Here is a 24268-nt window from a genome sequence, read left to right as displayed (position 1 = left end):
CTACTCCTCCCCTGCCGCCTCTGTCTTGTCGTTGCCCGCGCCCGAGCCGACGACGACGGTGACGACATCGAGCGAGGAGAAGTCGACGTACGGCTCGACCACGGCCGCGCTCGACTGGTTACGTGGGTCGTCATCGACCTCGACGACCTCTCCGATCGGTACGCCCGCGACGTACGGGACGCCCTTGCGCGACCCCCACGTCACAACGGAGTCGCCCTTCTTCGGCTTCGCGGTCTTGTCGAGGGCGGCCATCCGCAGCCGAGCGTCACCCGACAGGTCTCCGTCGCCGGTGAGGAAACCGAGCTCCATCGATGCACCCAGCCGGCCGCCGACAACCGATTCGGAGTCGATGATCAACAAGACCGTGGCGTTGTCGGGCGATACATCGATCACCCGGCCGACCAGCCCGTCGGACTCGAGCACCGTCATATCGGTTGCGATTCCTGAGTTGGAACCTTCGTCGATGGTGACGGTGCGCCCGAAAGACTGCGCGGACTCGTAGCCGACGACGTTCGCGTTGACCGTGTCGAAGCCGGCGTCGCGCGTCACCCGGTTGACTCGCTGGAGCTCGCTCGTACGTGCGCTGTCGGCTCCGGCACTGCGCAGACGCGACTTCAGCTCGGCGTTCTCCTTCTCCAGCGCGTCGTTGCGGTCGCGCAGCGTTTCATCGGAGGTGAAGGTGTCGCCGAGGTCGCTCAGCGGCCGGGTCGCCGCGGAGAAGCCGGACTGAACGGGTCCGACGACCGTGCCGGTAGCCGTGCGTACGGGGTCGACCGGCGAGTCGTCACCCGACCCCGCGTCGATACTGATCAGGCTGATCGACGCGAGCACGAGCAGGGCGAGGACCGTCCGCGACCGTTCGTCGTCTCGTAGGTTGCGCATCGGTCTACCGTCTGGGCTCGGAGACGAGTACCTGCTGCAGTGCCTCGAACTCCTCGACGCATTTGCCTGCGCCCATCGCGACCGAGTGCAGCGGGTCGTCCGCGAGATGCACGGGCATCCCGGTCTCGTGCCGCAGACGTTCATCGAGTCCGCGCAGGAGCGCGCCGCCGCCGGTGAGCACGAGACCGCGGTCCATGATGTCGCCGGCCAGCTCGGGCGGCGTCTTGTCGAGAGTCGTACGTACGGCGTCGATGATGTCGTGGAGCGACTCCTCCATCGCCTGGCGCACCTCGGCACTGGAGACCGAGACCGTACGAGGGAGTCCACTGATCATGTCGCGGCCGCGGATCTCGGCCTCGGGCTCGTCGGCGAGCGGGAACGCAGATCCGACCGCAACCTTGATCTCCTCGGCGGTCCGCTCGCCGAGCATCAGCGAGTACTCCTTCTTGAACCACGAGATGATCGCCTGATCGAGCTCGTCGCCGGCCGTACGAACGGACATGCTGGTGACGATGCCGCCGAGCGAGATCACGGCGACCTCGGTCGTACCCCCGCCGACGTCGACGATCATGTTGCCGGTCGCCTCGTGCACGGGCAGCCCGGCGCCGATCGCGGCGGCCATCGGCTCCTCGACGATGTAGACCTGCCGGGCGCCCGCTTCGTACCCGGCCTCCTTGACGGCACGCTGCTCGACCGAGGTGATACCGCTCGGCACGCAGACGACGAGGCGTGGTTTGGCCAGGTAGCGGCGGCGGTGGACCTGCCGGATGAAGTTCCGCAGCATCTGCTCGGTCGACTCGAAGTCGGCGATCACGCCGTCCTTGAGCGGGCGGATCGCGGTGATCGCTTCGGGCGTACGCCCGAGCATCCGTCGCGCCTCGGTCCCGACGGCGAGCAGCTCGCGGGTCTGCGCGTTGAGCGCGACGACGGACGGCTCGTTGAGCATCACGCCGCGGCCCCGGACGTACACGAGAGTATTCGCGGTGCCGAGGTCCACGGCCATGTCCCGTCCGATGAGACTGTTGGCCATGCCGTCAGGCTAAGCCGCGTAACCCCGGAATCTCGGGCGACACGCACGGGCCGGCGGTGACGCATGTGACGAGTGGGACTGCTCCGACGCTCGCGTCGAGGTACGGAGTCCCGCCGATAGAGCGACCCTGATCGGCGGGACTCCGTACTTCGGCGCCGGCCAGGGATTGACATTTGCCGATAGTCTAAAGATCCTTAGATCATGACTCTTAGCGATCATTCGGAACGCGGCGGCTCTTGGCGCGAGCTGTTCAACCGCGACAACCGCGCCGCGGTGACGGTCTTCGCCGGCGGCGTGGCCCTGTTCTCGACCAACGTGTACGTGACGACCAGCTTGCTCCCCAACGCCGTCGACGACATCGGCGGCGAACAGTTCTACGCCTGGGCGATGACCACCTTCCTGATCGCGGCGGTGTTCAGCTCGATGCTCGTCAGCGGACTGCTGACCGGTCGCGGTGCGCGCCGCGCGTACCACGTCGCACTCTTGCTGTTCGGGGCCGGAAGTGTCGCCGCAGCGCTCGCGCCGACGATGCCGGTCCTGCTGAGCGGACGGACCCTGCAAGGCCTCGGCGGCGGCCTGCTCGCCGGTCTGGGCTTCGCAGTCGTACGACAGGCCTTGCCGGAACGCCTGTGGAAGCGCGCGTTCGGACTGATGTCGGCGATGTGGGGAGTCGGCAACGTGACCGGACCGATCATCGGCGGACTGTTCGCCGAGCTCGGAGCGTGGCGGTACGCGTTCGTCCTGCTCGCCGTTGCCGCACTCGTGATCGCCTGGCTCGCCCAACGCTCCCTTCCCGCCGTCGCCGGATCGAGTTCACGCAGCTCCGTCGCCGTCGGCGCACTGATCCTGCTGGCGCTTGCCACGACCGCGATCAGCCTGTCGTCGATCGTCGACTCCGGTGCGCTTCGCGGCGGCCTGATGGTGGTCGCGGTGCTCTTGGTGCTCGGCTTCATCCTTCGCGAGCGAGGATCGGACGTACGCATCCTGCCGGCAGTGACCTACCGCCGCGGACCACTGATGTGGATCTACCTGAGCCTCGCGATCCTCGCGATCGGCTCCACCTCGGAGGCCTTCCTGCCGCTCTTCGGTCAGCGCCTCGGCGGGCTGTCTCCGCTCGGCGCCGGACTGCTCGGCGCCTCGCTGTCGTGGGGCTGGAGCGCAGCCCAGATCGCGACCAGCGGTATTGACCGCGAGCGAACCGTGAACGCACTGCGAGTCGGCGGCCCGTTGTCGCTCGCCGTCGGACTCGCCGCGTACGCCGCGCTCCAAGCCGACGACGCCGGCGCTGTGCGGATCGGTCTGTGGTTCGTCGCCTTGATCGTGGCGGGCTCTGGAATCGGCATGGCCTTCGGTGCATGGATCCCCGCGGCGCTGGCGAGCACACCGGATCCGGAAGAGGCACAGAAGGCGGCCGCGGGGATCAACACCGTCCAGCTCATCGCCAACACGTTCGGCTCGGCGCTCGCCGGCGTACTGGTCACCGCGGGCGGACCCGAGACGCTGGGATCTGCTCGACTCCTCGGCTTCGGCTACGCTGCGCTGGCGGGACTCGGCATCGTGATCGCCGTCCATGCCATCTCGGTCGGGAGGAATCACCATGAGCACGTCGGCGCACGGCAGTGAACCCGAAGGCTTCGACCCCGACAACCTGCACTGGGACGACGAGGTCTACGAGCAGCTCGCCCGACTCGGCAAGGCACTGTCGAACCCGATCCGCATCCGACTGCTCGACCTGCTCGAACAGGGCGAGCACACGGTCGAGGAGCTCGCGAGCGCCGCATCACTGCCCGTCAAGAACACTTCGGCGCAGCTGCAACAGCTCCGGGCGAGCCAGCTGGTCGCGACCAGACGCGAGGGCGTACGCGTGCACTACCGACTAGCGGATCCGTCGGTCTCGACGTTTCTCGGCGGGTTCCAGGCGTTCGCCGAGGAACGCCTGTCCGGGCTGCGGGTCGAGCTCGACCGGCTCCATACGTACCCGGGATCCATGGAGCGGGTGAGCGTCGACGATCTCCAGCGCCGACTCACCGACGGCAGCACGATCCTGATCGACGTACGCCCGGCCTCGGAGTACGCACGGGGCCATCTACCAGGTGCCGTGTCGATACCGCAGAGCGAGCTCCACCGGCGGATCGACGAGGTACCGGCCGGAGCAGACGTCATCGCGTATTGCGAGGGGCCGTACTGCTTCGCATCTGCGCGTGCTGTCCGTGCGCTGCTGGAGTCCGGGCGTACTGCCGCTCGCATCGACGGCGGGCTGGCGCGCTGGGTACGCGCAGGCGGCGAGCTGGTCGACTGAGCGACCCTGTCGGCGGCGGCGCGTACTGTCACGGGCATGGCGTACGACGAGGATCTCTCCGACCGGGTGCGAGCGCTGCTCGGCGCAGAGTCACGGGTGAGCGAGCAGCGCATGTTCGGCGGGTTGGCATTCCTGATCGGCGGCAACATGGCGGTCGCGATCGGCTCCGACGACATGCTCGTCCGGATGAGCCCGGCCGACGCCGAGGAGCTGGTCGCCGCCGGCGAAGGCGTTGCAGCGGTCATGGGCGGCCGGCGCATGCGTGGCTGGGTCGAGGTGTCTACGCAGCAGCTCGAGGCCGAGTCCGCGCTGGCGGCATGGGTCCACCGCGGGGTCGAGTACGCCCGTTCGCTGCCGCCGAGGGAGCGCCGCCGCTGAGCCGCGGATATCGCGTTGTGCCGACGGTCGCGACCTGCTTGGTTGGTTCCCGATGACGACCTTCACAACGACCGGGATCGCATACGACCACGCCGGACCCCGTCATACGACACCGCTCGTACTGATCCACGCCGGCATCGCTGACCGACGCATGTGGGACCCCCAGTGGTCCGCTCTCACCGCCGAGCGCCAGGTGCTCCGACTCGATCTGCGCGGATTCGGCGAGTCCGTGACCCGTCCCGACGACGCACTCGACCCGATCGCCGACGTCGTCGCGACCCTCTCCGACGCCGGAATCGAGTCGTGCGATCTGGTGGGTGCATCATTCGGAGCCGGGGTCGCCGTCGAGGTCGCACTGACCCACCCCGAGCTCGTACGCTCGCTGCTGCTCACCGCTCCCGGCGGATCGCTGATCCCGGACGCAACTGCCGAGGAGCAGCCGGAGCTGCACGCATTCGTCGAGGCCGAGGACGCTGCACTGGAGGCGGGCGACCTCGACGCCGCAGCCGACGCCGACGTGCGCTGGTGGGTCGATAGCCCCCGTCGCGAGCCCGACCAGGTCGACCCCGCGGTCCGCGAGCTCGTGCGGCAGATGCAGTGCCGCGCATTCGAGCTGACCGACGACTGGGACGAGATCGTCGAGCATGAGCTCGATCCGCCTGCGCTCGAGCGTCTCTCCGAGATCCGCGTACCGACGCTGGTTCTCCTCGGCACGCTCGACCTCGATGCGATCCACGACGCCGCACGACGCGTGGTCGAGGGCATCACCGGCGCGCGTCGGGTCGACTGGGACGACGTTGCACACCTGCCGTCGATGGAGCGTCCGGCTGACTTCTGCGCACTCATGGAGCGCTGGCTCGACGGCCACCACATAGCGCATTCGTGACGACCGTTGACTTTGCTATAGACGTCTGCCTACGCTGCACATGTTCACCCACATTGAACACCGTTCATCGCAGGGAGCGCAGATATGGGCGACGAAACGGGCGGCGCGGGTCCGGCCGTCGGTGCGCGGATCCGCCGGGCGCGCGATGAACGCGGGCTCTCCGTACGCGAGCTCGCGACCCGTTCGGGCCACTCCGCCGGGCTGATCAGCCAGGTCGAGCGCGGCCTGACCGATCCGAGCCTGCAGACGCTGCGCGCGATCGCGAAGGTCCTGAACACGCCCTTGTTCGACTTCTTCGCCGACGCAGAACCCGAAGACGTCGCGATCGTACGCGCGGACTCGCGAATGTCGATCCGTTCACCGCACGGCGCGTTGACGTACGAACGCCTCTCCCCCGGCTCCGGGCGGCTCGAGCTGCTCGAGGGCGTCCTCCAACCGGGCGGCAGCTCCTCGGAGGATGCATGGGCGCACCCGTCGGAGGAATGCGTCGTCGTCACGACAGGCACGCTCGTCGTCGAGGTGAGCGGCGAGCAGAAGCGCCTCGGGCCCGGCGACTCCTGCTACTTCGACTCCCGTCTCCCCCATCGCTATGTCAACGACGGCGATGAACCAACCCGCTTCACCCTGGCGATCACCCCGCCGAGCTACTGAGAAGAGGTACCCATGGACCACCCGAGCCCCGCAGACTTCCGGCGCAACTTCCCCGCCCTTGGCGACACTGTGCACCTCGCGAGCTGCAGCCAGGGCGCATTCTCAGATCAGCTCAGCGGCGAGCTGTTCGAGTTCCAGCACACCATCCGAGAGTTCGGCGCGCCGTGGGACCTGTGGATGGGCAAGGTCGAGCAGGCCCGGGCCATGTTCGCCGATCTCATCGGCGCGACTCCGGACGAGATCGCCGTCGTCCCGTCTGCGTCGGCGGGCGCGTACCAGGTGGCGTCGACACAGGACTGGACGACGCGATCGGGGCTCGTCACGACCGATCTCGAGTTCCCCTCGATCGGCCATGTCTGGCTCGCACAGCGAGATCGCGGCGCCCAGATCGCGTACGCGCAGGAGCATGACGGCCGCGTCGGAGCCGACGACTTCGCCGCAGCCGTCGGGCCCGACACCGCACTGGTGTCCGTGCCGCTGACCTCTTACCGCAACGGATACCGTTTCGAGGTCAAGGAAGTCGCCGCCGAAGCACATCGGCACGGCGCCAAGGTGTTCGTCGATGCGTACCAGAGCCTCGGAACGGAGCCGGTCGACGTCGCCGACCTCGACTGCGACTACCTCGTCTGCGGCGCGCTGAAGTACCTCCTCGGAATCTCCGGAATCGCGTTCCTGTACGTACGCGGCGGACTCGACGACGAGGTCGACCCGCCCGCGACGGGCTGGTTCGGCCGCCGTGACCCGTTCGAGTTCGACCCACGCAACCTCGACTATCCGACCGACGCCCGCCGGTTCGAGTCGGGCACGCCGTCGGTGCCGTCGGCGTACGGCGCCGTCGCGGGGTTGCGGCTGCTCGCCGATCTCGACGCCAAGGCCGTACGTACCCATGTGACCGAGCTCGGCGCCCAACTCAGCAGCGGGCTGCAGGCCGCCGGTGAATCACTCGCATCGCCGTCGGACGACGACCGCCGAGGGCCGCAGGTCGCATTGCGCGACACCGATCCCGAGGCATTGAGCGCGTACCTGAAGCAGCGCCGCATCGTCGGCAGCCCGCGAGGCGACGTGCTGCGGCTCTCGTTCCACTACTACAACGACACAACCGACGTCGAAGCCGCCCTGGCGGCGATCGCTGACTACCGCCGCACCAACTGAGGTGAGCATGTACGACCCACCGGCGCTCGAGCATCCCGTACGCGTGATGGTCTTCGGCGCCTGCCGAGAGACGTGGTACGCCGCATCCGACCACGAGCGGGAGGAGCAGGCGCTGCCTGCGCTTCGCGCGCTGCTCGACGACTGGCGCGAGATGGGCCTCGACGTGATCGCGTCGTTCGACGACGACTATTTCCTCGTCGGGCAACCGGGTTCGCTGCAGTACGCGTTCTTCATCCTGGCCGAGGTCGAGTCGATCGAACGGCTCGTCGCGATCGTCAACCGCGCGCGTACGACCGTCGACGGGATGCGCGCCGACCGCTACTTCCGCTTCGAGGCGAGGGCCGGCCGGAAGCTCTTTCTTCTAGACAACTGAGCCTGCTGGACAACTGAACCTTCACGACCGAGCCGAGCAAGAGGGGCACCACACACCACCTGGGGGCACGACGGGGACCGCAGACCACCAACGGAGTCACCAATGGACACAACCGAACAGACCAGACCCGAACGGCTCACCTTCCGGATAGGGATCGCCGGCGCCTTCATCGCCCCGCTGTTCTTCATCATCGGAGCGGCGTCGTACTTCCTGTTCTTGAACGCGTTCGACATGAACGCACTCACCATGTCCGCGCTCGTCGGCATGATGATCGCCGCGCTGTTCGCCACCGACTACGAGGCATTCTGGGACGGCGTCGTCAGCGGCATCGCGACCCCGATCGCGATCACCGTGACGTTGATCTTGTTCATCGTCGGCCCGCTCGCGGCGCTGGTCGAGTCCACGGGCGTCTCCGAGGGCTTCGTATGGCTAGCCACCGAGCTCGGAGTCGGTGGCGACATCTTCCCGGCGATCGTGTTCCTCGCGGCGTGCGCCATGTCCATGTCGACCGGTACGTCGCTCGGCACGATGTTCACGGCGTTCCCGATCTTCTACCCCGCAGGAGCGGCGCTCGACGCCAGTCCGACGCTGCTCGCCGGAGCGATCCTGGCCGGCTCGCTGTTCGGTGACAACCTCGCGCCGATCTCCGACACGTCGATCGTCTCGGCGGCGACGCAGCGGTACCGGACACGCCCCGGCGTCGCCGACGTCGGCGGCGTCGTTGCCGCGCGCGTCAAGTACGCGCTCACCGCCGCAGTGATCAGCTTCGCTCTGTATCTCGTCATCGGCGCCGTGTTCATCGGCTCCGACAGCTCGGCAACGGCCGACGCGGACGCCTCACCGCGAGGCCTGCTGATGTTGATCCCGATCGCGGCCCTCTTCGTCGTCGCGTTCTGGAAGCGCAACCTCTACCTCGCAATCACCGTCGGCCTCATCGTCGGCACCGTCACCGCGCTCGCCACGGGCCTGATGGAGCCCAGCGGAGTCGCTTCGGTAACCGACGGCGTCGCCGAAGGCTTCCTGGTCGCAGGGGTCGCCGACATGTTGCCGATCATCGGGCTGAGCCTCAGCGTGTTCGGAATGCTCGGCATCCTGCAGCGCGCGGGCGTACTCGAGCTCGTCATCAAGAAGATCACCGAGTCGAAGTTCGCGGGTACGCCCACTGGAGCCGAGGTGGCGATCGCCGGCGGCCAGTCCATCGTGACCGTACTGTTCGCCGGCGCGGTCGGACCATCCATCGTCACGTTCGGCTCGGTCGTCGACCGCATCGGTGCGAGCGTCGGGCTCCATCCGTACCGCCGCGCCAACGTGATGGACTGCTTCGCGATCGGCATCGCCTGCGTCCTTCCGGCGCTGAGCGCGTTCCTGTTCATCGCAAGCCAGCTGACCGGCGGTGTCGACGGCATGCCACATCTCTCGCCGACCACGATCTTCGTTGCCTGCCTCTACCCGCTCGTGCTGACCGTGATCATGGTGATCTCGGTGGCCACCGGGTGGGGCCGTACGTTCGAGGGTCCCGGCGGCATCCAGGTCAAGGAACGCCCCTCGGAGCCCGTATCCGCAGACCCAGCTCTGTAACCACCACCAGGCCGTAGTCTTACCGCCACCACCGCTCCGCAGGAGGAACCATGTCCGTACTTTCCGACCTGACCACAGCACTTCGCTCGGGTGCGATCGAGGTGGTCGATCTGACCGCGCCGCTGTCGGCGGAGACGCCCGTACTCGAGCTACCGCCGCAGTTCGGGCAGACCGCACAGTTCGAGCTCGATGAGATCAGCCGGTACGACGACCGCGGGCCGGCGTGGTACTGGAACAACTTCCGTACCGGCGAGCACACCGGCACGCACTTCGACGCACCGAACCACTGGGTCAGCGGCAAGGACGGCGCCGACATCGCGTCGGTGCCCGCGCGCCGGCTGATCGGCCCGGCAGCGGTGCTCGACTTCTCCGCCGAGGCCGACGCTGACCCCGACTTCCTGGTCGAGGTCGACCACATCCGCAGCTGGGAGGCCGAGCACGGTTCCCTCCCCGACGGCGGCTGGCTGCTCGTACGCACCGGGTGGGATGCGCGATCTCACTCCCAGAAGGAGATGACCAACGCCGACGAGTCCGGGCCGCACACGCCGGGTCTGTCGGTCGAGGCAGCCCGGTGGGTGGCCGAGGAGTCGCCGGTCATCGGCATGGGTGTCGAGACGGTCGGCACCGACGCAGGTGCGGCGGCCGGGTTCGACCCGATGTTCCCCTGCCACTCGATGCTGATGGGCAACGACAAGTACGGACTCACCCAGCTGCAGAACCTCGCCCAGCTGCCGCCGACGGGCGCGGTGATCGTCGCCGGGCCGCTCCCCATCGTGACCGGCTCCGGCGCACCGGCCCGGGTGCTCGCGCTGGTCGAACACCCGTGAACGTCGCGGAAGCCGTCGGCCGGGCACTCGTCGGGGCCGGCATCGAGCGCACCTTCGGTGTCGTCGGATCCGGCAACTTCGCGGTGACCAACGCGATGGTGGCCGCCGGCACATCGTTCGTCGCAGCCAGGCACGAGGGCGGCGCGGCGACGATGGCCGACGCGTACGCGCGTACGAGCGGCCGGGTCGCAGCGGTGACCGTGCATCAGGGCTGCGGGTTGACGAACGCGATGACCGGTATCACCGAAGCGGCGAAGAGCCGCACACCGATGGTCGTCGTCGCGGCCGAGGCGACGGCTCCGCGGTCGAACTTCTACGTCGACCAAGCGGGTCTCGCCGAGGCGGTCGGTGCCCGGTCGTTGCGGGTCGAAGCCGCCGAGTCGGCGGTCGAGACAGCCGTACGCGCCGTTGCGATGGCACGGCACGAACGTCGTACGGTGCTGCTGAACCTGCCGATCGGCGTAGCGGAGGCCGAGGTTCGCGATCTCGCAGCGCCGACCCCCGCCCCCGAGGCACCTCCGCCCGTCGCGCCCGACCCAACGGACGTACAGGCGCTGACCGCGGCGCTCTCCCGCGCCGAGCGGCCGGTGTTCATCGCAGGTCGTGGTGCACGCAGCGACGCCGCCCGCACGGCGCTCGAAACCCTTGCGGAGCAATGCGGTGCGCTGGTCGCCACGTCTGCGGTGGCGAAGGGCCTCCTCCGCGAGAACCCTTGGACGCTTGACGTCTCGGGTGGCTTCGCATCTCCCCTGGCCGCCGAGCTGATCGCCGATGCGGACGTCGTGGTCGGTTGGGGCACCGCCCTGAACATGTGGACCACCCGGCACGGCAGGTTGATCGGTCCGGATGCGTACTTGGTCCAGGTCGACGATGAGCAACAGGCGCTCGGCGCCCATCGCGAGATCGGCCTCGGCGTGCTCGGCGACGTTGCGGAGACTGCGCGCGCCGTTGCCGACGAGCTCGGCGTACGAACGACAACCGGCTATCGGACCGACGCCGTCGGCGCCGCGATCGCCGAGCGCGGCGAGTGGCTGCGCACTCCGTACGACGATACGAGCACCGACGAGCGCATCGACCCGCGTACGTTGACCGCGGCCATCGACGCACGGCTACCGGCCGAGCGCGTCGTCGGAGTCGACTCGGGCAACTTCATGGGATACCCGAGCATGTTCCTGCGGGTACCGGACGAGCGCGGTTTCTGCTTCACTCAGGCGTACCAGTCGATCGGCCTCGGTCTCGCCACGGCCATCGGTGCCGCGCTCGCGCAACCCGAGCGGCTGCCCGTCGCCGCAGTCGGCGACGGCGGGCTGCTGATGGCCGCGGCCGAGTTGGAGACGGTCGTACGCCTTGGCCTGCCGATGCTCGTCATCGTGTACAACGACGCGGCATACGGCGCCGAGGTGCACCACTTCGCGTCGTCGGGGGCCGACCTGTCCACCGTACGGTTCCCGCAGACCGACTTCGCGTCGATCGCCAGGGGCTACGGCTACCAGGCCGTCACGGTGCGGAGCCCGGCCGATCTCGGCCCGCTCGACGAGTGGCTCGCCGGACCACGTACGTCACCGCTGTTGGTCGACGCGCTGGTCACGACCGATGAGCCAGCGTGGTGGCTCGCAGAGGCCTTCGGCCACTGATCGGTTTCGTTCCTTCGGTGCGACTACCCGGGTGTCCGAGTCCTCGTCGCTGTCGGCTCTCCCGCATCTTCGGTACGATCACCCGTCTGCCCGATTCCGCATCGCTGTCGGCTTTTCCCCTGCTTCGGCTGGGCAAAAGACGCGGCGACGCGGGAGCCGCAGCTACCGGCTCGGGTTGCTCGCCGGCTTTCCCGATTCGGCTGGCTATTGCGGGGTCGCTCCTTGGTGCTTTACCAAGTGAACATGGTGAAGCACCGCTTCGCATGGCAGGTACGCAGTGCAAAGTGAGTCGTTGCCGTGCTCGTTGGTACGTACGTGGCCCCCGTGGCAGAAGTTCATTCGCTCGTACCGCCGCACCCCGCAGGCGTACGCCCAAGCCAAGTGGTCACTCTCCCAAGGGACACTTAGCGTGGACAGCGACAAGCTGCCTTGGAAGGCAGCCACCGCTAGTCAGCGGGCTCAGAGGTCGGGGAACCAGAGCGCGATCTCGCGCTTGGCGGAGTCCGCGGAGTCGGATCCGTGTACGAGGTTCTCGCGGTTCGACAGGCTCAGGTCGCCGCGGATCGACCCCGGTGCCGCCTTGCGTCCGTCGGTCGCGCCGTTGAGGGTCCGAACGACGTCGATCGCCTCGTCGCCCTCGAGCACCATCGCGACCATCGGGCCCGAGGTCACGAACGCGCGCAACGGCGGGTAGAAATCGCGCTCGACGTGCTCGGCATAGTGACGGTCTGCTTGCTCGCCGTCGATCGTGCGTGACTCCAGCGCGACGATCGACAGTCCTTTCGCCTCGTAGCGGCCGATGAGCTCTCCGACGAGGCCCCGGCTGACGGCATCGGGCTTGAGCAGGACGAGTGTGCGTTCTGACATGGCCGAAAGACTAGACGGTACGGCGTGTCGACTACTTCGCGGCCTGCTCGAGATAGGGCTTCATCTGGTCGAGGGCGTACGGGATCGACAGTGGCGTGGGCGTGTTGATCCCGACGACCGTCGCGTAGTCGAGCACGGCGACCGCCCCGGACTTCGACGCCGGCAGCTGGTCGAACCCGGGGATATCGACGAGGTCGCTCTCGTCGCCACCGTTGACGAGGAAGGCAAGGAAGTCGGCCTCCAGCAGATCGGAACGTTCCGGCGAGACGGTGACGCGCGGCATGTCGGCTTCCTCCCCTTCCTTCTTCAGCGTTGGCAGCATCGTCATCCCGAGCGACTTGAACAGGACGCTCGATCCGTCGTTCTCGTCGGCGACGGCGATCAGTGAGGAGTCGCTCACCAGGTACTGCGCGAGAGCGAACGTCTTGCCCTGTAGGCCCGGCAGGTCCGATGCGACCGAATCGACCTCACCCTCGACGCCGGCGATCACGTCCTTCGCCTCGTCCTGCTCATCGAGCAACTCGCCGGCCGTCGTCACCAGGTCCTGCCACGGCTCGACCGCCATCTTCGACTTCGCGGCGACCGTTGGCGCGATCTTCGACAGCTGCTCGTACGTCTGCTTGTCGGCGATCGAGTACGTGCCGACGATCAGATCGGGTTCGAGGGCGGCGATCTGCTCAACAGGTACGCCGTCGTCGAGACTCAGCTCCTCACCGGTCCGCTCGCCCTCTCGCCAAGGCTCGCCGCCCTCGGGCATGAGCCCGTCGACGCTGTAGCCGACCGGCTCGACGCCCATCGACAGCATCACATCGGTCCACTGCACGTCGATGGTGACGACCCGCTCCGGAACTCCGTCCACCTCGGTCGTGCCGTACTGATGCTCGACCTCGACGGTCGGCCCGGACGAGTCGGACGCATCGGAGCCGGAGGAACCGCACGCGGTCAGGGTGGTGGAGACGAGGATGCCGGCGAGGGCAAGCGCCGAGCCAACGGCGAGACGGGAACGTACCATGAAGGTGAGCCTAACCTAACGCTCGACCGCGCAACCGCCACCCCCGTGGGCCGCACGTTCCTGCCCCAAATCCGGCGATTTCGGGGCCGAAACGTGCGGGCCAGCGGGGAGGGGTTAGGTCGAGCGCGCGGCCTTGTCCGCCTCGATCTTGCGGCCGAGCAGGAACGCCCCGAGCCACAACGCCGCGAACATCGCACCGATGAAGAACATGATCGGCACCAGGATCCCGAGTGCGATCGCCGCGATCTGCAATGCGTGCCCGAGGTTGTACGCCCACGGCCAGCGGAGCAGGCCGGAGACCACCAGCGCCGCGAGCGCCAGACCGAGACCGGTGACCAGGGCCACCGTCGTGTCGACGTCCTCGACCGCGATCATCACCGGCGTCGCGAGGCCGAGAACGATCGCCTCGAAGAACAGCATCGCCGCACACATACCGCGCATCAGCGATCGTCCTCACTGCCGCCGAGCAGAATCCGCGCCTGACCGGCGGTCACGACTGACCCGGTGATCAGCACCCCGCCGAACTCCGCGAGCTCGATGGCCCGCTCGATCGCGTCGTCGAGACGCGGCGCAAGGTGCACGCGGTCGACGCCGAAGATCCCCTCGGCGATGTCCGCGAGCTCGGCAGCCGGCATCGCCCGGTCGGTGGTGTTCTGCGTACACACGATCTGGGCAAGTGCCGGTTCGAGTTCGTCGAGGATGTCGTCGACCTCCTTGTCGGCCATCACACCGACAACGCCGACCAACGGGCTCAGCGCGAACGCCTCCTGCACCGCCTCGACCGTCGCCCGGACTCCGTGCGGGTTGTGCGCCGAGTCGAGCAGCACCGTTGGGCTGCGGCGCAAGACCTCCAGCCGCCCAGGCGACGTCAACGATGCGAACGCCTCGCGTACGAGGTCCTCGTCGAGCTCCTTACCGCCGACGAAACCCTCGACCGCCGCGATCGCGCAGGCGGCGTTCTGCGCCTGGAACGCGCCGTGCAAGGGCAGGAAGATCTCGTCGTACGAGCGAGCCGTGCCCGCGATCGTCAACAGCTGACCGCCGACGGCGATGTTGCGATCGGACACACCGAAGTCGATGCCTTCGCGTACGACGGTGGCTCCGACCGATGCCACCCGCTCGAGCAGCACATCGGCGACTCCGGCCGACTGGTTCGCGAGCACGGCATGCGAGCGCGCCTTGATGATGCCGGCCTTCTCGACGGCGATCTCCTCCGGAGTGCCGCCGAGGTACCTGCTGTGGTCGACGTCGATCGGCGTCACGACGGCAACCTGTGCATCGGCGACGTTGGTGGCGTCCCAGGTGCCGCCCATACCCACCTCGACGATGCCCGCCTCGACCGGTGCGTCCGCGAACGCGGCGTACGCCATTGCCACGATCAGCTCGAAGAACGACAGCGGATGCTCCGATGAGTCATCGACGACCTGCGCGTACGCGGCGACGTCGGCGAACGCGTCGACGAACAGCTCCTCGCTGAGGGGTTCGCCGTCGATGCAGATCCGCTCGCGCATCGACTCCAGATGCGGGCTGGTGAAGCGACCGGTACGAAGGTCGAGCGCGCGCAGCAGGTTGTCGATCATCCGGCTCGTCGACGTCTTGCCGTTGGTGCCGGTCAGGGAAACGATCGGATACGAGTTCTGCGGATCACCGAGCAGATCGCACAGCGCTTTGATCCGGGTCAGCGATGGCTCGAGCTTGGTCTCTGGCCACCGGCCGAGCAAGGCATGCTCGACCTCGGCGTACGTGGGTCTCATCGCGGTAAGTATCGCAGGCGCCGCGCGGCCGTCCGCCGCATGTGCCCGCTGGCCCGACGTCAGCTCAGTAGGCCCTTGCTCCGCGCGAGCGCTGCCGCTTCGGTACGGCTGCCCGCACCGAGCTTCGCGAGGATGTTGGAGACGTGCACGCTGACTGTCTTCGCGCTGATGTAGAGCTGGCGCCCGATCTCGCCGTTGCTCCGGCCGAGGGCCACGAGCGCGAGAATCTCCTCCTCACGCGGGGTCAGCGAAGCGTCGGTCGCCGCGGTGCGCCTCGGAGCGGGACCGGCGGTGCCGAGCTCTTCGAGCAGCGGCTTCGCGCGGAGCTCCGTCGCGACCGCGCGCGCTCGGTCGGCGTGCTCTCGGGCGTCCGAACGTCTGCCGAAGGCGTTGAGCACCGATGCGAACCGCGTGCGCGAACGGGCGAGCTCGAACGCGTGGCCGAGCCGCTCGAACGCGGCGACGGTGTCCTCCCAGGCCGATACGAGCTCGGCCTCGTCGGGGGCGTCGACGCCGAGCCGCCAACGCAGACGCAGTGCCTCAGCGTTGATTCGCCGGTGCCACGCGATGCCCTCCGGACCCATCGGCCGACGTCTCTGCTCCGACTCCCGCACCACCCCGTCGGCAGCGGCAACGAACCCGTCGGCGCGCTCGACGAGCGATCGGCGCTCGGACTCGGACGACTGCGCAGCGTGGTTCGCGAGCTGCCCGAGGACCAGCGCGCCGAGGCGGATCCTGGCCGGGAACCAAGCCCACTGCAGCCTCTCGACCGCCGCGACGATGTCGTCGTAGGTCTGCAGCATCGCATCGATCTCACCGCTGTCGCCCTGCAGATCGATCTCGGCACCGCCGCCTTGGACGGCAACCATCCCGTCGCGGACCCACCATGGTCGCAGCATCGGGGACAGCTGGATCGCCTTGGCCTGGCCGCGGCCCGCCGCAACAAGCATGTCGAGCGCGGCGAGGTTGGCCTCGGCGATCGGCGGCGGTGACTCGCCGCTGACATCGGTCAGCTCGGCGACACCGTCCCAGTCACCTGCGAAGTACGCCGTGAGCGCCGCCAACACCCGGCCGTCGAACCCGTATGGTGCCCAGGGGCGTCCGGCCTGACGCGCCTTCTCGTACGCGGCGAGATAACTGGCGATCGCGTCGTCGAACTCGCCGGCCTCGTGCTGGACGGCGCCCAGCTGATGCAGGCCCTTCATCTCGCCGGCCAGGTCGTCGGTCTCACGGGCATGCTCGATGACGCTGCGCAGCGTGCGTTTGGAGCTCTCGGGGTCACCGGTGCGGGCGTCGAGCCGCCCGATCGTCGTACGCGCCTCGGCCACGATCTGGGGCAACCCGAGGTCGTTGCCCAGCTGGATCGCCTCTTCGGCCCACCGGACCGCCTCGTCGTCTCGCTGGCGTTCGGTGTTGGCGAGCGCGTGCACGCTCAGCACCTCCGCACGGGTCGGTGTGGGTTCCGCCGACACCAGGGACAATGCCTCCGTCGTCAGGGGCAAGGCGTCGACGTCGGACTCGCTGACGAACGCCGCCCGGACGAGCGCGACGAGCAGGCGTACGCGCTCGGTGTCGGCAAGTGACTCGTCACGCTGGAGCAGCTGCTCCCGGACGACCCCGACGGCGCGGTGCGGACTGCCCGCCGCCGTGACGGCGTCGCCGGCCTTGACGGTCAGGTCGACGGGATCGACGCCCGAGGCCGCCTCGTCGACCTGGGCGAGCAGCTCGAGTGCCGCCTCGTAGTGCCGCGCCGCCTCCTCCGGCCCGCCGACCGACATCGCGTCATCGCCCGCCTCGATGCTCGCGCTCAGCGCCGTGTCTAGATCGTGCGCCGCAAGTGCGTGGCGGGCGAGGTCGGCCGCCGTGCCGCCCACCTCACGGCTGCGCAACGCCTCGGCGTACCCCGCGTGCATGCGTACGCGCTCGCCGGGGAGCAGGTCTTCGTAGACGGCCTCGCCGAGAAGTGCGTGCCGGAACGCATAACCGTCGCCGGCCTGCACGAGGATGTTCTGCTCGACGGCCTGGCGGAGCGCGAGGTCGAGCTGTGCGACATCGAGATACACGACCCGCGAGAGCAGCGCGTAGGTGACGCGGCGGCCCGCAGCCGCGGCGGCGCGTACGGCGAAGCGCGCATCGTCGTCGAGCCGATCGAGGCGGATCAACATCAGATCCGCGAGATCGTCGGGCAATCTGCCGCGACCGAGCTCGGCGGCGCCGACGAGCTCTTCGGTGAAGAACGCGTTGCCCTCGGCCCGGGAGATGATCGCGTTGGCGTCGGCCTCGGTCATCGGTGCCGGGTGCAACGTGGCGATGAGCGAACGTACGTCGGCATCGTCGAGGCCCGAGAGATTGACCCGGGTGACGCCCGCGAGCCGCGACCACTCGGCCACCAGCTTGCGTAACGGATGGCGACGGTGCAGGTCGTCACTGCGGTACGACGCCACGATCGCAACAGGTGCGCTGAACCGGCGTGTGAACAGGTACGTCAACAGCTCACGCGTCGACGAGTCTGCCCAGTGCACGTCTTCGAGCACCAGGAGCAGCGGTCGCTGCGCTGCAAGCCGGTCGAGGCTGCGATACACCGCCTCGAACAGCTCGCTGCGATCGAGCCGCGCGACGTCCTCCTGTTCGCCGGACATCACCCGCTGATGCGGCAGCAGCCGGCGAACCGCCGGGAGAGCATCGGCCAGCTCGGCGGCGACATCGGGCTCGGATGCGGCGAGCGCGCCGAAGACCTCGGTGAACGGGAGGTACGGAAGCGCGCTGTCGCCGAAGTCGAGGCAGTGGCCGAGGAGGACTCGCCGATCGGCGGCGCCGGCGAGTCGGACCAGCTCGCCGAGCAGACGGCTCTTGCCGACACCTGCATCGCCGGACAGCAGCACCGACCCACCGCTCGCTTCGTCGCCGGAGATGCCGGTGAGTGCCGTGAGCCGGGCGAGCTCGGCATCTCGGCCGACGAGCGGGCGTACCCCCACGGAAGTATCGGTCACGCCCCCATCATTGCGGGTTCCGCCGACAATGACACTCTCTTATCGCCGCGGGCGAACACTCGCAGCTGCCAGGCGGTCTTCGTGCCGGGTCCGCGGCGTACGAAGAACCGGACTGCGCGCGCGATGCGCCAAACCATAGGATGGTGGGCTATGACGTATGTTCCCGACAAGCCCGCGCTCGAAGGTCTCGAGACCAAGTGGTCCAAGACCTGGGCCGAGCAGGGCACGTATGCGTTCGATCGCAGCAAACAGCGTGCCGAGATCTACTCGATCGACACCCCGCCGCCGACGGTATCGGGATCGCTGCATGTCGGGCACGTGTTCTCCTACACCCACACCGACACGATCGCCCGCTTCCAGCGGATGCGCGGTCGAGAGGTGTTCTACCCGATGGGCTGGGACGACAACGGCCTGCCCACCGAGCGTCGCGTGCAGAACTACTTCGGCGTGCGCTGCGACCCCTCGCTACCGTACGACGCCGACTTCACGCCGCCGGAGAAGCCCGACCCGAAGCGTCAGGTGCCGATCAGCCGACGCAACTTCATCGAGCTGTGCAACCGTCTGGTGATCGAGGACGAGAAGATCTTCGAGGACCTCTGGCGCACGCTCGGCCTGTCCGTCGACTGGTCGCAGACGTACACGACCATCGGCGACACGGCACGCGCGACCTCACAGCGTGCGTTCTTGCGCAACCTCGACCGGGGCGAGGCGTACCAGCAGGACGCACCGACGCTCTGGGACGTCACCTTCCAGACGGCCGTTGCACAGGCCGAGGTCGAGGCTCGTCAGTACCCGGGCGCGTTCCATCGCATCGCGTACCACGGCGCAGACGGACCCGTGTACGTGGAGACGACGCGCCCCGAGCTCGTCGCGGCCTGCGTCGCACTGATCGCACACCCCGAGGACGACCGTTACCGAGACCTGTTCGGTACCACCGTCCGCTCGCCGATCTTCGACGTCGAGGTGCCGGTGGTGGCGCATCCGGCGGCCGAGATGGACAAGGGAGCAGGCATCGCCATGTGCTGCACGTTCGGTGATCTCACCGACGTCCAATGGTGGCGCGAGCTCGACCTCCCGAACCGTACGATCATCGGCCGCGACGGCCGCCTGCTGCGAGACTCCCCGGACTGGATCGAGACCGAGGAGGGCCGCAAGCGGTACGCCGAGCTCGCCGGTAAAACCGTCTTCTCGGCGCGCGAGGCGATGGTCGCGGCGCTGCGGGAGAGCGGTGACCTCGACGGCGAGCCGAAGGCCACCGAGCGGATGGCGAACTTCTACGAGCGTGGCGAGAAGCCGCTCGAGATCGTCTCGACCCGCCAGTGGTACATCCGCAACGGCGGTCGCGACCCCGAGCTGCGTGGCCAGCTCGTGGCGCGGGGCTCGGACATCGGCTGGGTGCCCGAGTACATGAAGCACCGCTACACGAACTGGATCGACGGGCTGAACAGCGACTGGCTCGTCTCCCGGCAGCGGTTCTACGGTGTCGCGATCCCGGTCTGGTACCGGCTCGATAGCTCCGGCGAGATCGACTACGACAACCCGATCGTGCCCGCGGAGTCCGAGCTCCCGGTCGACCCCGCATCGCAGGCCCCGAACGGCTTCGACGAGTCACAACGCGGCGAGCCGAACGGCTTCGTCGCCGACCCCGACATCTTCGACACCTGGGCGACGTCCTCGCTGACACCGCAGATCGCATGCGGCTGGGTGCACGACGAAGACCTGTTCGCGCGTACGTACCCGATGGATCTTCGCCCACAGGCGCACGACATCATCCGTACCTGGCTGTTCTCGACGGTCGTCCGCTCCCACCTCGAGCACGACACGGCGCCGTGGGCGTACGCCGCCATCTCCGGGTTCGTCGTCGATCCCGACCGCAAGAAGATGAGCAAGTCCAAGGGCAACGTCGTCGTACCCACCGAGATCCTCGAGAAGTTCGGTGCCGACGCCGTGCGCTGGCGTGCCGCGATGGCGCGGCCGGGTGCCGACTCACCGTTCGACGAGCGGCAGATGAAGGTCGGCCGACGGCTGGCGATGAAGGTCCTGAACGCGAGCCGATTCGTACTCGCCACCGACAAGTTCGGCATCGGCGCGACCGTCGACGACGCCGATCCGCGCCGGGTGGTCCAGCCGATCGACCTGGCGATGCTGCGACGGCTCCGACAGGTCGTCGAGGAGGCGACGGAGGCGTTCGAGACGTACGACTACACCTCGGCGCTCGAGGCGGCGGAGAAGTTCTTCTGGACCTTCTGCGACGACTACCTCGAGCTGGTCAAGGAGCGCGCGTACGGCCGCGGCGACGAGGCGGAGACCGCCTCGGCCAAGGCGGCGTTGGCGATCGCGCTGTCGGTGCAGCTGCGTCTGCTCGCGCCATTCCTCCCGTACGTCACCGAAGAGGTGTGGGCCTGGTGGCAGGAGGGCTCGATCCACCGCGCCCGTTGGCCGCACCCCGAGGACGACATCGCAGTCGTGCCGCACAATCCCGACGCGCTGGCCGCCGCCGGCGAGGTGCTGGCGGGCCTACGCGGTGCCAAGTCGAGTGCGAAGGTCGGCATGAAGACCGAGGTCACCGCGGTGGTCGTACGCGGCTCGAAGGAGCGCCTCGAGCTGCTCAGCCGCACGCTCGACGACGTCCGCTCGGCCGGCCGGGTCACCGGAACGCTCAGCACCGAAGAGGACGACTCAGCCGAGACGCTGACCGTCGAAGCCACCCTCGCCGAGTAACGCTGACACGCGAGAAGTCCCTCGCTGACACGCGAGAACTGTCGCGCTGACCCGTGAGTTCCGACGTGCAGAACTCACGGGTCAGTGGAGGACTTCTCGCGTGTCAGCGTTTGGCGGAGACGTACGTCTTGGCGAGAACCTTCTTGCCGCCCGCCTTCTGCCAGTCGATCAGACCGAAGTAGGAAGTGCCCTTCTTCAACTTGGCCGTCTTCAGCCGCCAGTTGCTCGACTTGGCGATGGCGACCTTCTGCTTCTTGGGTTTGACCGACAACGTGCCGTTCGCCTTCGAGCCCACGGTGTACGAACGAACCTTGAAGGAGGTCTTCGCCTCGTTGCCGTGCGTCGACCAGGCTTGGACGAAGACGTAGTACTTACCGGCGACGGGCTTTTCGACCGTCACCGCCTCCTCCGAGCCGCCGGTCGCTGACTGCGCGACGAAGTTGCCCTCCGGGTCGAACACGTACAGATCGAGGTCGTCGGCCGGGTAATCCGCGACCAGCTCGAGCCGAAGTGCCTTCGTCTTCTGCGTGGCCTTCACCCGCTGCAGGTAGTTGCGCGAGTCGTTCGGGTCGAAGTCACCGCGCTCGGTGTTCTCCGCCTCGGCGGCGGTGTCGCGAGCGGGCGCCAGACCGCGTACGCGCGGCGCCAGAGTTGCGCGTACGCCGGCGACAGTGCTGATCTGCTTGGACTTCGCGACCTTGACCGACTCCGGCGCCTGCAGGGGCGTTGGCTTCGCCACGGCTGGGATGCGCACCCGGTGAGATCCGTCTTCGAACACGACGTTGCCGCTGACGTACGAACGCATCGCGGCCTTCGTACGCTCGAACGTCAAGCGTACGCGCTGCGTCGCACCCGGTGCGATCGTGAACGACGCGGGCGATGCCGTCACCTTGACGCCCTTCAGCCCACGAGTGCTCACGCGGTACGTCGACGCGGTGTTGTCGACGTTGGTGACGGTTCGGGTCACCGACTCTCGCCCGGCGAAGTTGTTGACCGCGATCGACGGCGTGTTGGTGTTGGACGCCTTTCGTTTGGTGTCAGAGATCGGCGTGCCATCGGCGTACGTGACGCCCTGGCCGGCGAGGTACGCGGTCCAGTCGTCGAAGTCGCTGTCGAAGACCAGACCCGGGTCGAAGAAGCGACGCGGCGTCACGAACCCGGCGCCCTGGCTGAACGGGCTGTGGTCGCCGTTGAGGTTCTGCGCGGTCGTCATCATCGCGGACTTGATCTGCATCGGCGACCAATCCGGATGCTTCTGCTTGAACAGCAGCCCGAGGCCGGCAATGTGCGGCGACGACATCGAGGTGCCGGTGTAGAGCGCGAAGTCTTCGTCGTTGTTGCGTTCGGGCGCGACGGCGGCGAGCACGTCTGTGCCCGGCGCGGCGATATCGGGCTTGAGCAGGTCGCCGTCGGCCGCCAGCGACGGACCACGGCTGGACCCGCTGTTGATCGCGGGCGGCGGTGTCGTGGTCGTGCCCTTGTTGGTCCGAGCGTGGATCGCTGCCGCGGCACCGTCACGATCTGCGTCGGAATACACGTCGTCGCGGAACTCCGCCCGCAGGTGAACGGTCGGGATGCTGTGCATATCGGCGACCGTGTCGTCGGCGCCACCGGGCACGTTCGTGATGACCGCGCCGACGCCGCCTGCATCGGCGACGACCTGGCTCTTCTCCACGCGCGCGTTGTCGCCACGGTCGCAGATCACGATGTTGCCGTCGACGGCAGCGGGATCCAGCGTGTCGGGCAGGCACAACGCGGCGTCCTCGTCGCTCGCGTCGGACGCCTTGGCGGCAACGGAGGTGACCAGCGGAGCCTCGGGTACGTCTTGGGTGCTCACCGACGCTCCGACGTACTTGTTGCCGTTGTCGAGCTCGAGGGTGCCCTCGTACAGGTAGTGCGTGGCATTCGCCACGGTCGTGACCCATGGGCTCGGATGCGCGACGGTCGAGATGTCGGGACCGCTGTTACCGGCAGAGGTGGCGACGAAGACACCGGCGTCCGCGGCGTACATGAAGGCGAGCTCGACCGGGTCGATCGGGTTGTCCAATGCGCCCGAGATCGAGTAGTTGATGGCGTCGACGCCGTCCTTGACCGCGGAGTCGATCGCGGCCACGGAGTCGCTGCCCGAGCAGCCGCCCGCGTCAGCGGCCTCCTCTTCCCAGCACACCTTGTACGACGCGACTTTCGCCGCGGGCGCCATGCCCGAGATCTCGCCGAAGTCGATGCCGCCGGTGCTCGCCTCGACGCCGCTGTTGCCCGCAGACGTCGAAGCCGTGTGGCTGCCGTGACCGCCGAAGTCTTCCGGGGAGAGGAACTCGCCGTCGTACACCTCGCCGTAGCCCTCGTGGAAGAAGCGGCCCCCGATGAGCTTGTCGTTGCATTCGAAGTCGGCGGCGGGATCGTCGTCCTCGCTCTCGGTGCAGACGCCGTTCCACTTCGCCGGCACCTTGCCGCCGGTGGCGGCGAACGAAGCGCTGTCGGAGTCGACACCGCTGTCGACGATGCCGATCACGGTGCCCTTACCGGCTCCGTCTTTCGGGCTCGGCCCGCCGAGCCGGCGCCATACGCCCGCCGACCCGGTCAGGTTCAGCATCTCGGGGGTATGCCAGGTGTCGAGCTCGCGCATCTCGTCCTCGACGACCGCGAGGACGTCCGAGCGATGCGACAGACCGGCGGCCTGGTCGGCGCTCAGCTTTGCTGCGAAGCCGTTGAGGGCGGTCGTGTAGTGGTAGAACGTCTCGGCGTCGACGGACTCCGCGGCGGCCTCCTGGCGATCGCGCAGGTGCGCCGTGTAGCGCTCGGCGGCCCGGGTCGAGGAGTCGTACGTCTGCTGGCCCCGTGGTGCGGTGCGCGCGAACGCGTCTTTGCCGCCGGAGTACGCCGCTGCGGGCTCCCCCGCCATGATCACGACGTACTTGCCATCGTGGAATCCCTGGACCTCTTCGAAGTCGGGGGCGGATGCGGATGCGGTCAACGGCGCTGAGGCCGCAAGACCTGCGATCAGAACCGCCGCTGAAGCGACGGCGATGGCGGGTCGGGTCGTACGAGAACCGGCGCGGCCAAATGACACGTTGGTGCCCCTCTTCGGCGTCAGGCCGGACGGTTGCCGGCATGCGAAACGGTCACTACCCCGTCGCATCCGTGGTTGACGTGCCCCGTCCATCGGATGCGCCCCACGGCAATATACATGCGTCGGGTGCCACGCAGTCCTAGGCTCGCCACGTACGTACCTGA

19 protein-coding genes are annotated in these 24268 nt (G+C 68.1%); 11 read left to right on the top strand and 8 right to left on the bottom strand.

The window, feature by feature from the left end:
- Complete coding sequence (locus MU582_07360) at nt 1–882, bottom strand: rod shape-determining protein MreC (GenBank protein UPK76442.1); 882 nt, start codon at nt 880–882, stop codon at nt 1–3.
- Between the two features lie 4 nt (nt 883–886).
- Nucleotides 887–1912 (bottom strand): rod shape-determining protein, encoded by a 1026-nt coding sequence (locus tag MU582_07355; GenBank protein ID UPK76441.1) that lies wholly within the window; start codon nt 1910–1912, stop codon nt 887–889.
- Nucleotides 1913–2113: 201 nt separating this feature from the next.
- Between MU582_07355 and MU582_07350 the strand changes: the two genes are divergently transcribed.
- The 10 genes from MU582_07350 to MU582_07305 all read left to right on the top strand — a co-directional run bounded on the left by MU582_07350 (nt 2114) and on the right by MU582_07305 (nt 11690).
- A complete protein-coding gene (locus MU582_07350; protein ID UPK76440.1) occupies nt 2114–3535 on the top strand; it encodes an MFS transporter in 1422 nt (473 codons plus the stop codon).
- The gene (locus MU582_07345) at nt 3510–4211 is read left to right on the top strand and encodes a metalloregulator ArsR/SmtB family transcription factor (protein ID UPK76439.1); all 702 of its coding nucleotides are present in this window, start codon (nt 3510–3512) and stop codon (nt 4209–4211) included. Before MU582_07350 ends, MU582_07345 begins: the two co-directional genes overlap by 26 nt.
- A gap of 36 nt (nt 4212–4247) precedes the next feature.
- The gene (locus tag MU582_07340; protein ID UPK76438.1) at nt 4248–4589 is read left to right on the top strand and encodes a TfoX/Sxy family protein; all 342 of its coding nucleotides are present in this window, start codon (nt 4248–4250) and stop codon (nt 4587–4589) included.
- A 52-nt stretch (nt 4590–4641) separates the two neighbouring features.
- A complete protein-coding gene (locus MU582_07335; protein ID UPK76437.1) occupies nt 4642–5475 on the top strand; it encodes an alpha/beta hydrolase in 834 nt (277 codons plus the stop codon).
- Nucleotides 5476–5559: 84 nt separating this feature from the next.
- On the top strand, nt 5560–6126 hold the full coding sequence (locus MU582_07330) for an XRE family transcriptional regulator (GenBank protein UPK76436.1): 567 nt from the start codon (nt 5560–5562) through the stop codon (nt 6124–6126).
- A 12-nt stretch (nt 6127–6138) separates the two neighbouring features.
- Nucleotides 6139–7278, top strand: a complete 1140-nt coding sequence (locus tag MU582_07325) for an aminotransferase class V-fold PLP-dependent enzyme (GenBank protein UPK76435.1) — start codon at nt 6139–6141, stop codon at nt 7276–7278.
- A gap of 7 nt (nt 7279–7285) precedes the next feature.
- Nucleotides 7286–7651 carry a hypothetical protein gene (locus MU582_07320; GenBank protein UPK76434.1) on the top strand — a complete coding sequence of 122 codons (366 nt, stop codon included), beginning with the start codon at nt 7286–7288 and terminating at the stop codon, nt 7649–7651.
- Between the two features lie 102 nt (nt 7652–7753).
- Complete coding sequence (locus tag MU582_07315; protein ID UPK76433.1) at nt 7754–9229, top strand: hypothetical protein; 1476 nt, start codon at nt 7754–7756, stop codon at nt 9227–9229.
- Between the two features lie 50 nt (nt 9230–9279).
- Nucleotides 9280–10056, top strand: coding sequence for a cyclase family protein (locus MU582_07310; GenBank protein UPK76432.1), 777 nt, complete (start codon nt 9280–9282; stop codon nt 10054–10056).
- Nucleotides 10053–11690, top strand: coding sequence for a thiamine pyrophosphate-binding protein (locus MU582_07305; GenBank protein UPK76431.1), 1638 nt, complete (start codon nt 10053–10055; stop codon nt 11688–11690). The genes MU582_07310 and MU582_07305 overlap by 4 nt, the downstream gene beginning before the upstream one ends.
- Before the next feature lie 459 nt (nt 11691–12149).
- Here MU582_07305 and ndk read toward each other — a convergent pair whose 3' ends face one another.
- From ndk to MU582_07280, 5 genes are all read right to left on the bottom strand, one after another.
- Nucleotides 12150–12557, bottom strand: a complete 408-nt coding sequence (gene ndk, locus MU582_07300; GenBank protein UPK76430.1) for a nucleoside-diphosphate kinase — start codon at nt 12555–12557, stop codon at nt 12150–12152.
- Between the two features lie 31 nt (nt 12558–12588).
- The gene (locus MU582_07295) at nt 12589–13569 is read right to left on the bottom strand and encodes an ABC transporter substrate-binding protein (GenBank protein UPK76429.1); all 981 of its coding nucleotides are present in this window, start codon (nt 13567–13569) and stop codon (nt 12589–12591) included.
- Nucleotides 13570–13683: 114 nt separating this feature from the next.
- Nucleotides 13684–14010: a DUF4233 domain-containing protein gene (locus MU582_07290; GenBank protein UPK76428.1), complete on the bottom strand. Its 327-nt coding sequence runs from the start codon at nt 14008–14010 to the stop codon at nt 13684–13686.
- On the bottom strand, nt 14010–15323 hold the full coding sequence (locus MU582_07285; protein UPK76427.1) for a bifunctional folylpolyglutamate synthase/dihydrofolate synthase: 1314 nt from the start codon (nt 15321–15323) through the stop codon (nt 14010–14012). The genes MU582_07290 and MU582_07285 overlap by 1 nt, the downstream gene beginning before the upstream one ends.
- A 59-nt stretch (nt 15324–15382) precedes the next feature.
- Nucleotides 15383–18313 carry an AAA family ATPase gene (locus tag MU582_07280; protein UPK76426.1) on the bottom strand — a complete coding sequence of 977 codons (2931 nt, stop codon included), beginning with the start codon at nt 18311–18313 and terminating at the stop codon, nt 15383–15385.
- Nucleotides 18314–18463: 150 nt separating this feature from the next.
- On the opposite strand from MU582_07280, the gene valS reads away from it, so the two are divergent.
- Nucleotides 18464–21034, top strand: a complete 2571-nt coding sequence (valS, locus tag MU582_07275) for a valine--tRNA ligase (GenBank protein ID UPK76425.1) — start codon at nt 18464–18466, stop codon at nt 21032–21034.
- Between the two features lie 103 nt (nt 21035–21137).
- On the opposite strand, the gene MU582_07270 is transcribed toward valS, so the two are convergent.
- Nucleotides 21138–24104, bottom strand: a complete 2967-nt coding sequence (locus tag MU582_07270; protein UPK76424.1) for a S8 family serine peptidase — start codon at nt 24102–24104, stop codon at nt 21138–21140.
- Nucleotides 24105–24268 lie beyond the last annotated feature (164 nt).

The organism is Nocardioidaceae bacterium SCSIO 66511 (assembly GCA_023100825.1).
In the GTDB taxonomy this organism is placed as follows: domain Bacteria; phylum Actinomycetota; class Actinomycetes; order Propionibacteriales; family Nocardioidaceae; genus Solicola.
Note: the sequence above shows the minus strand (reverse complement) of the source record. Positions and strands in the feature narration are given on the sequence as shown.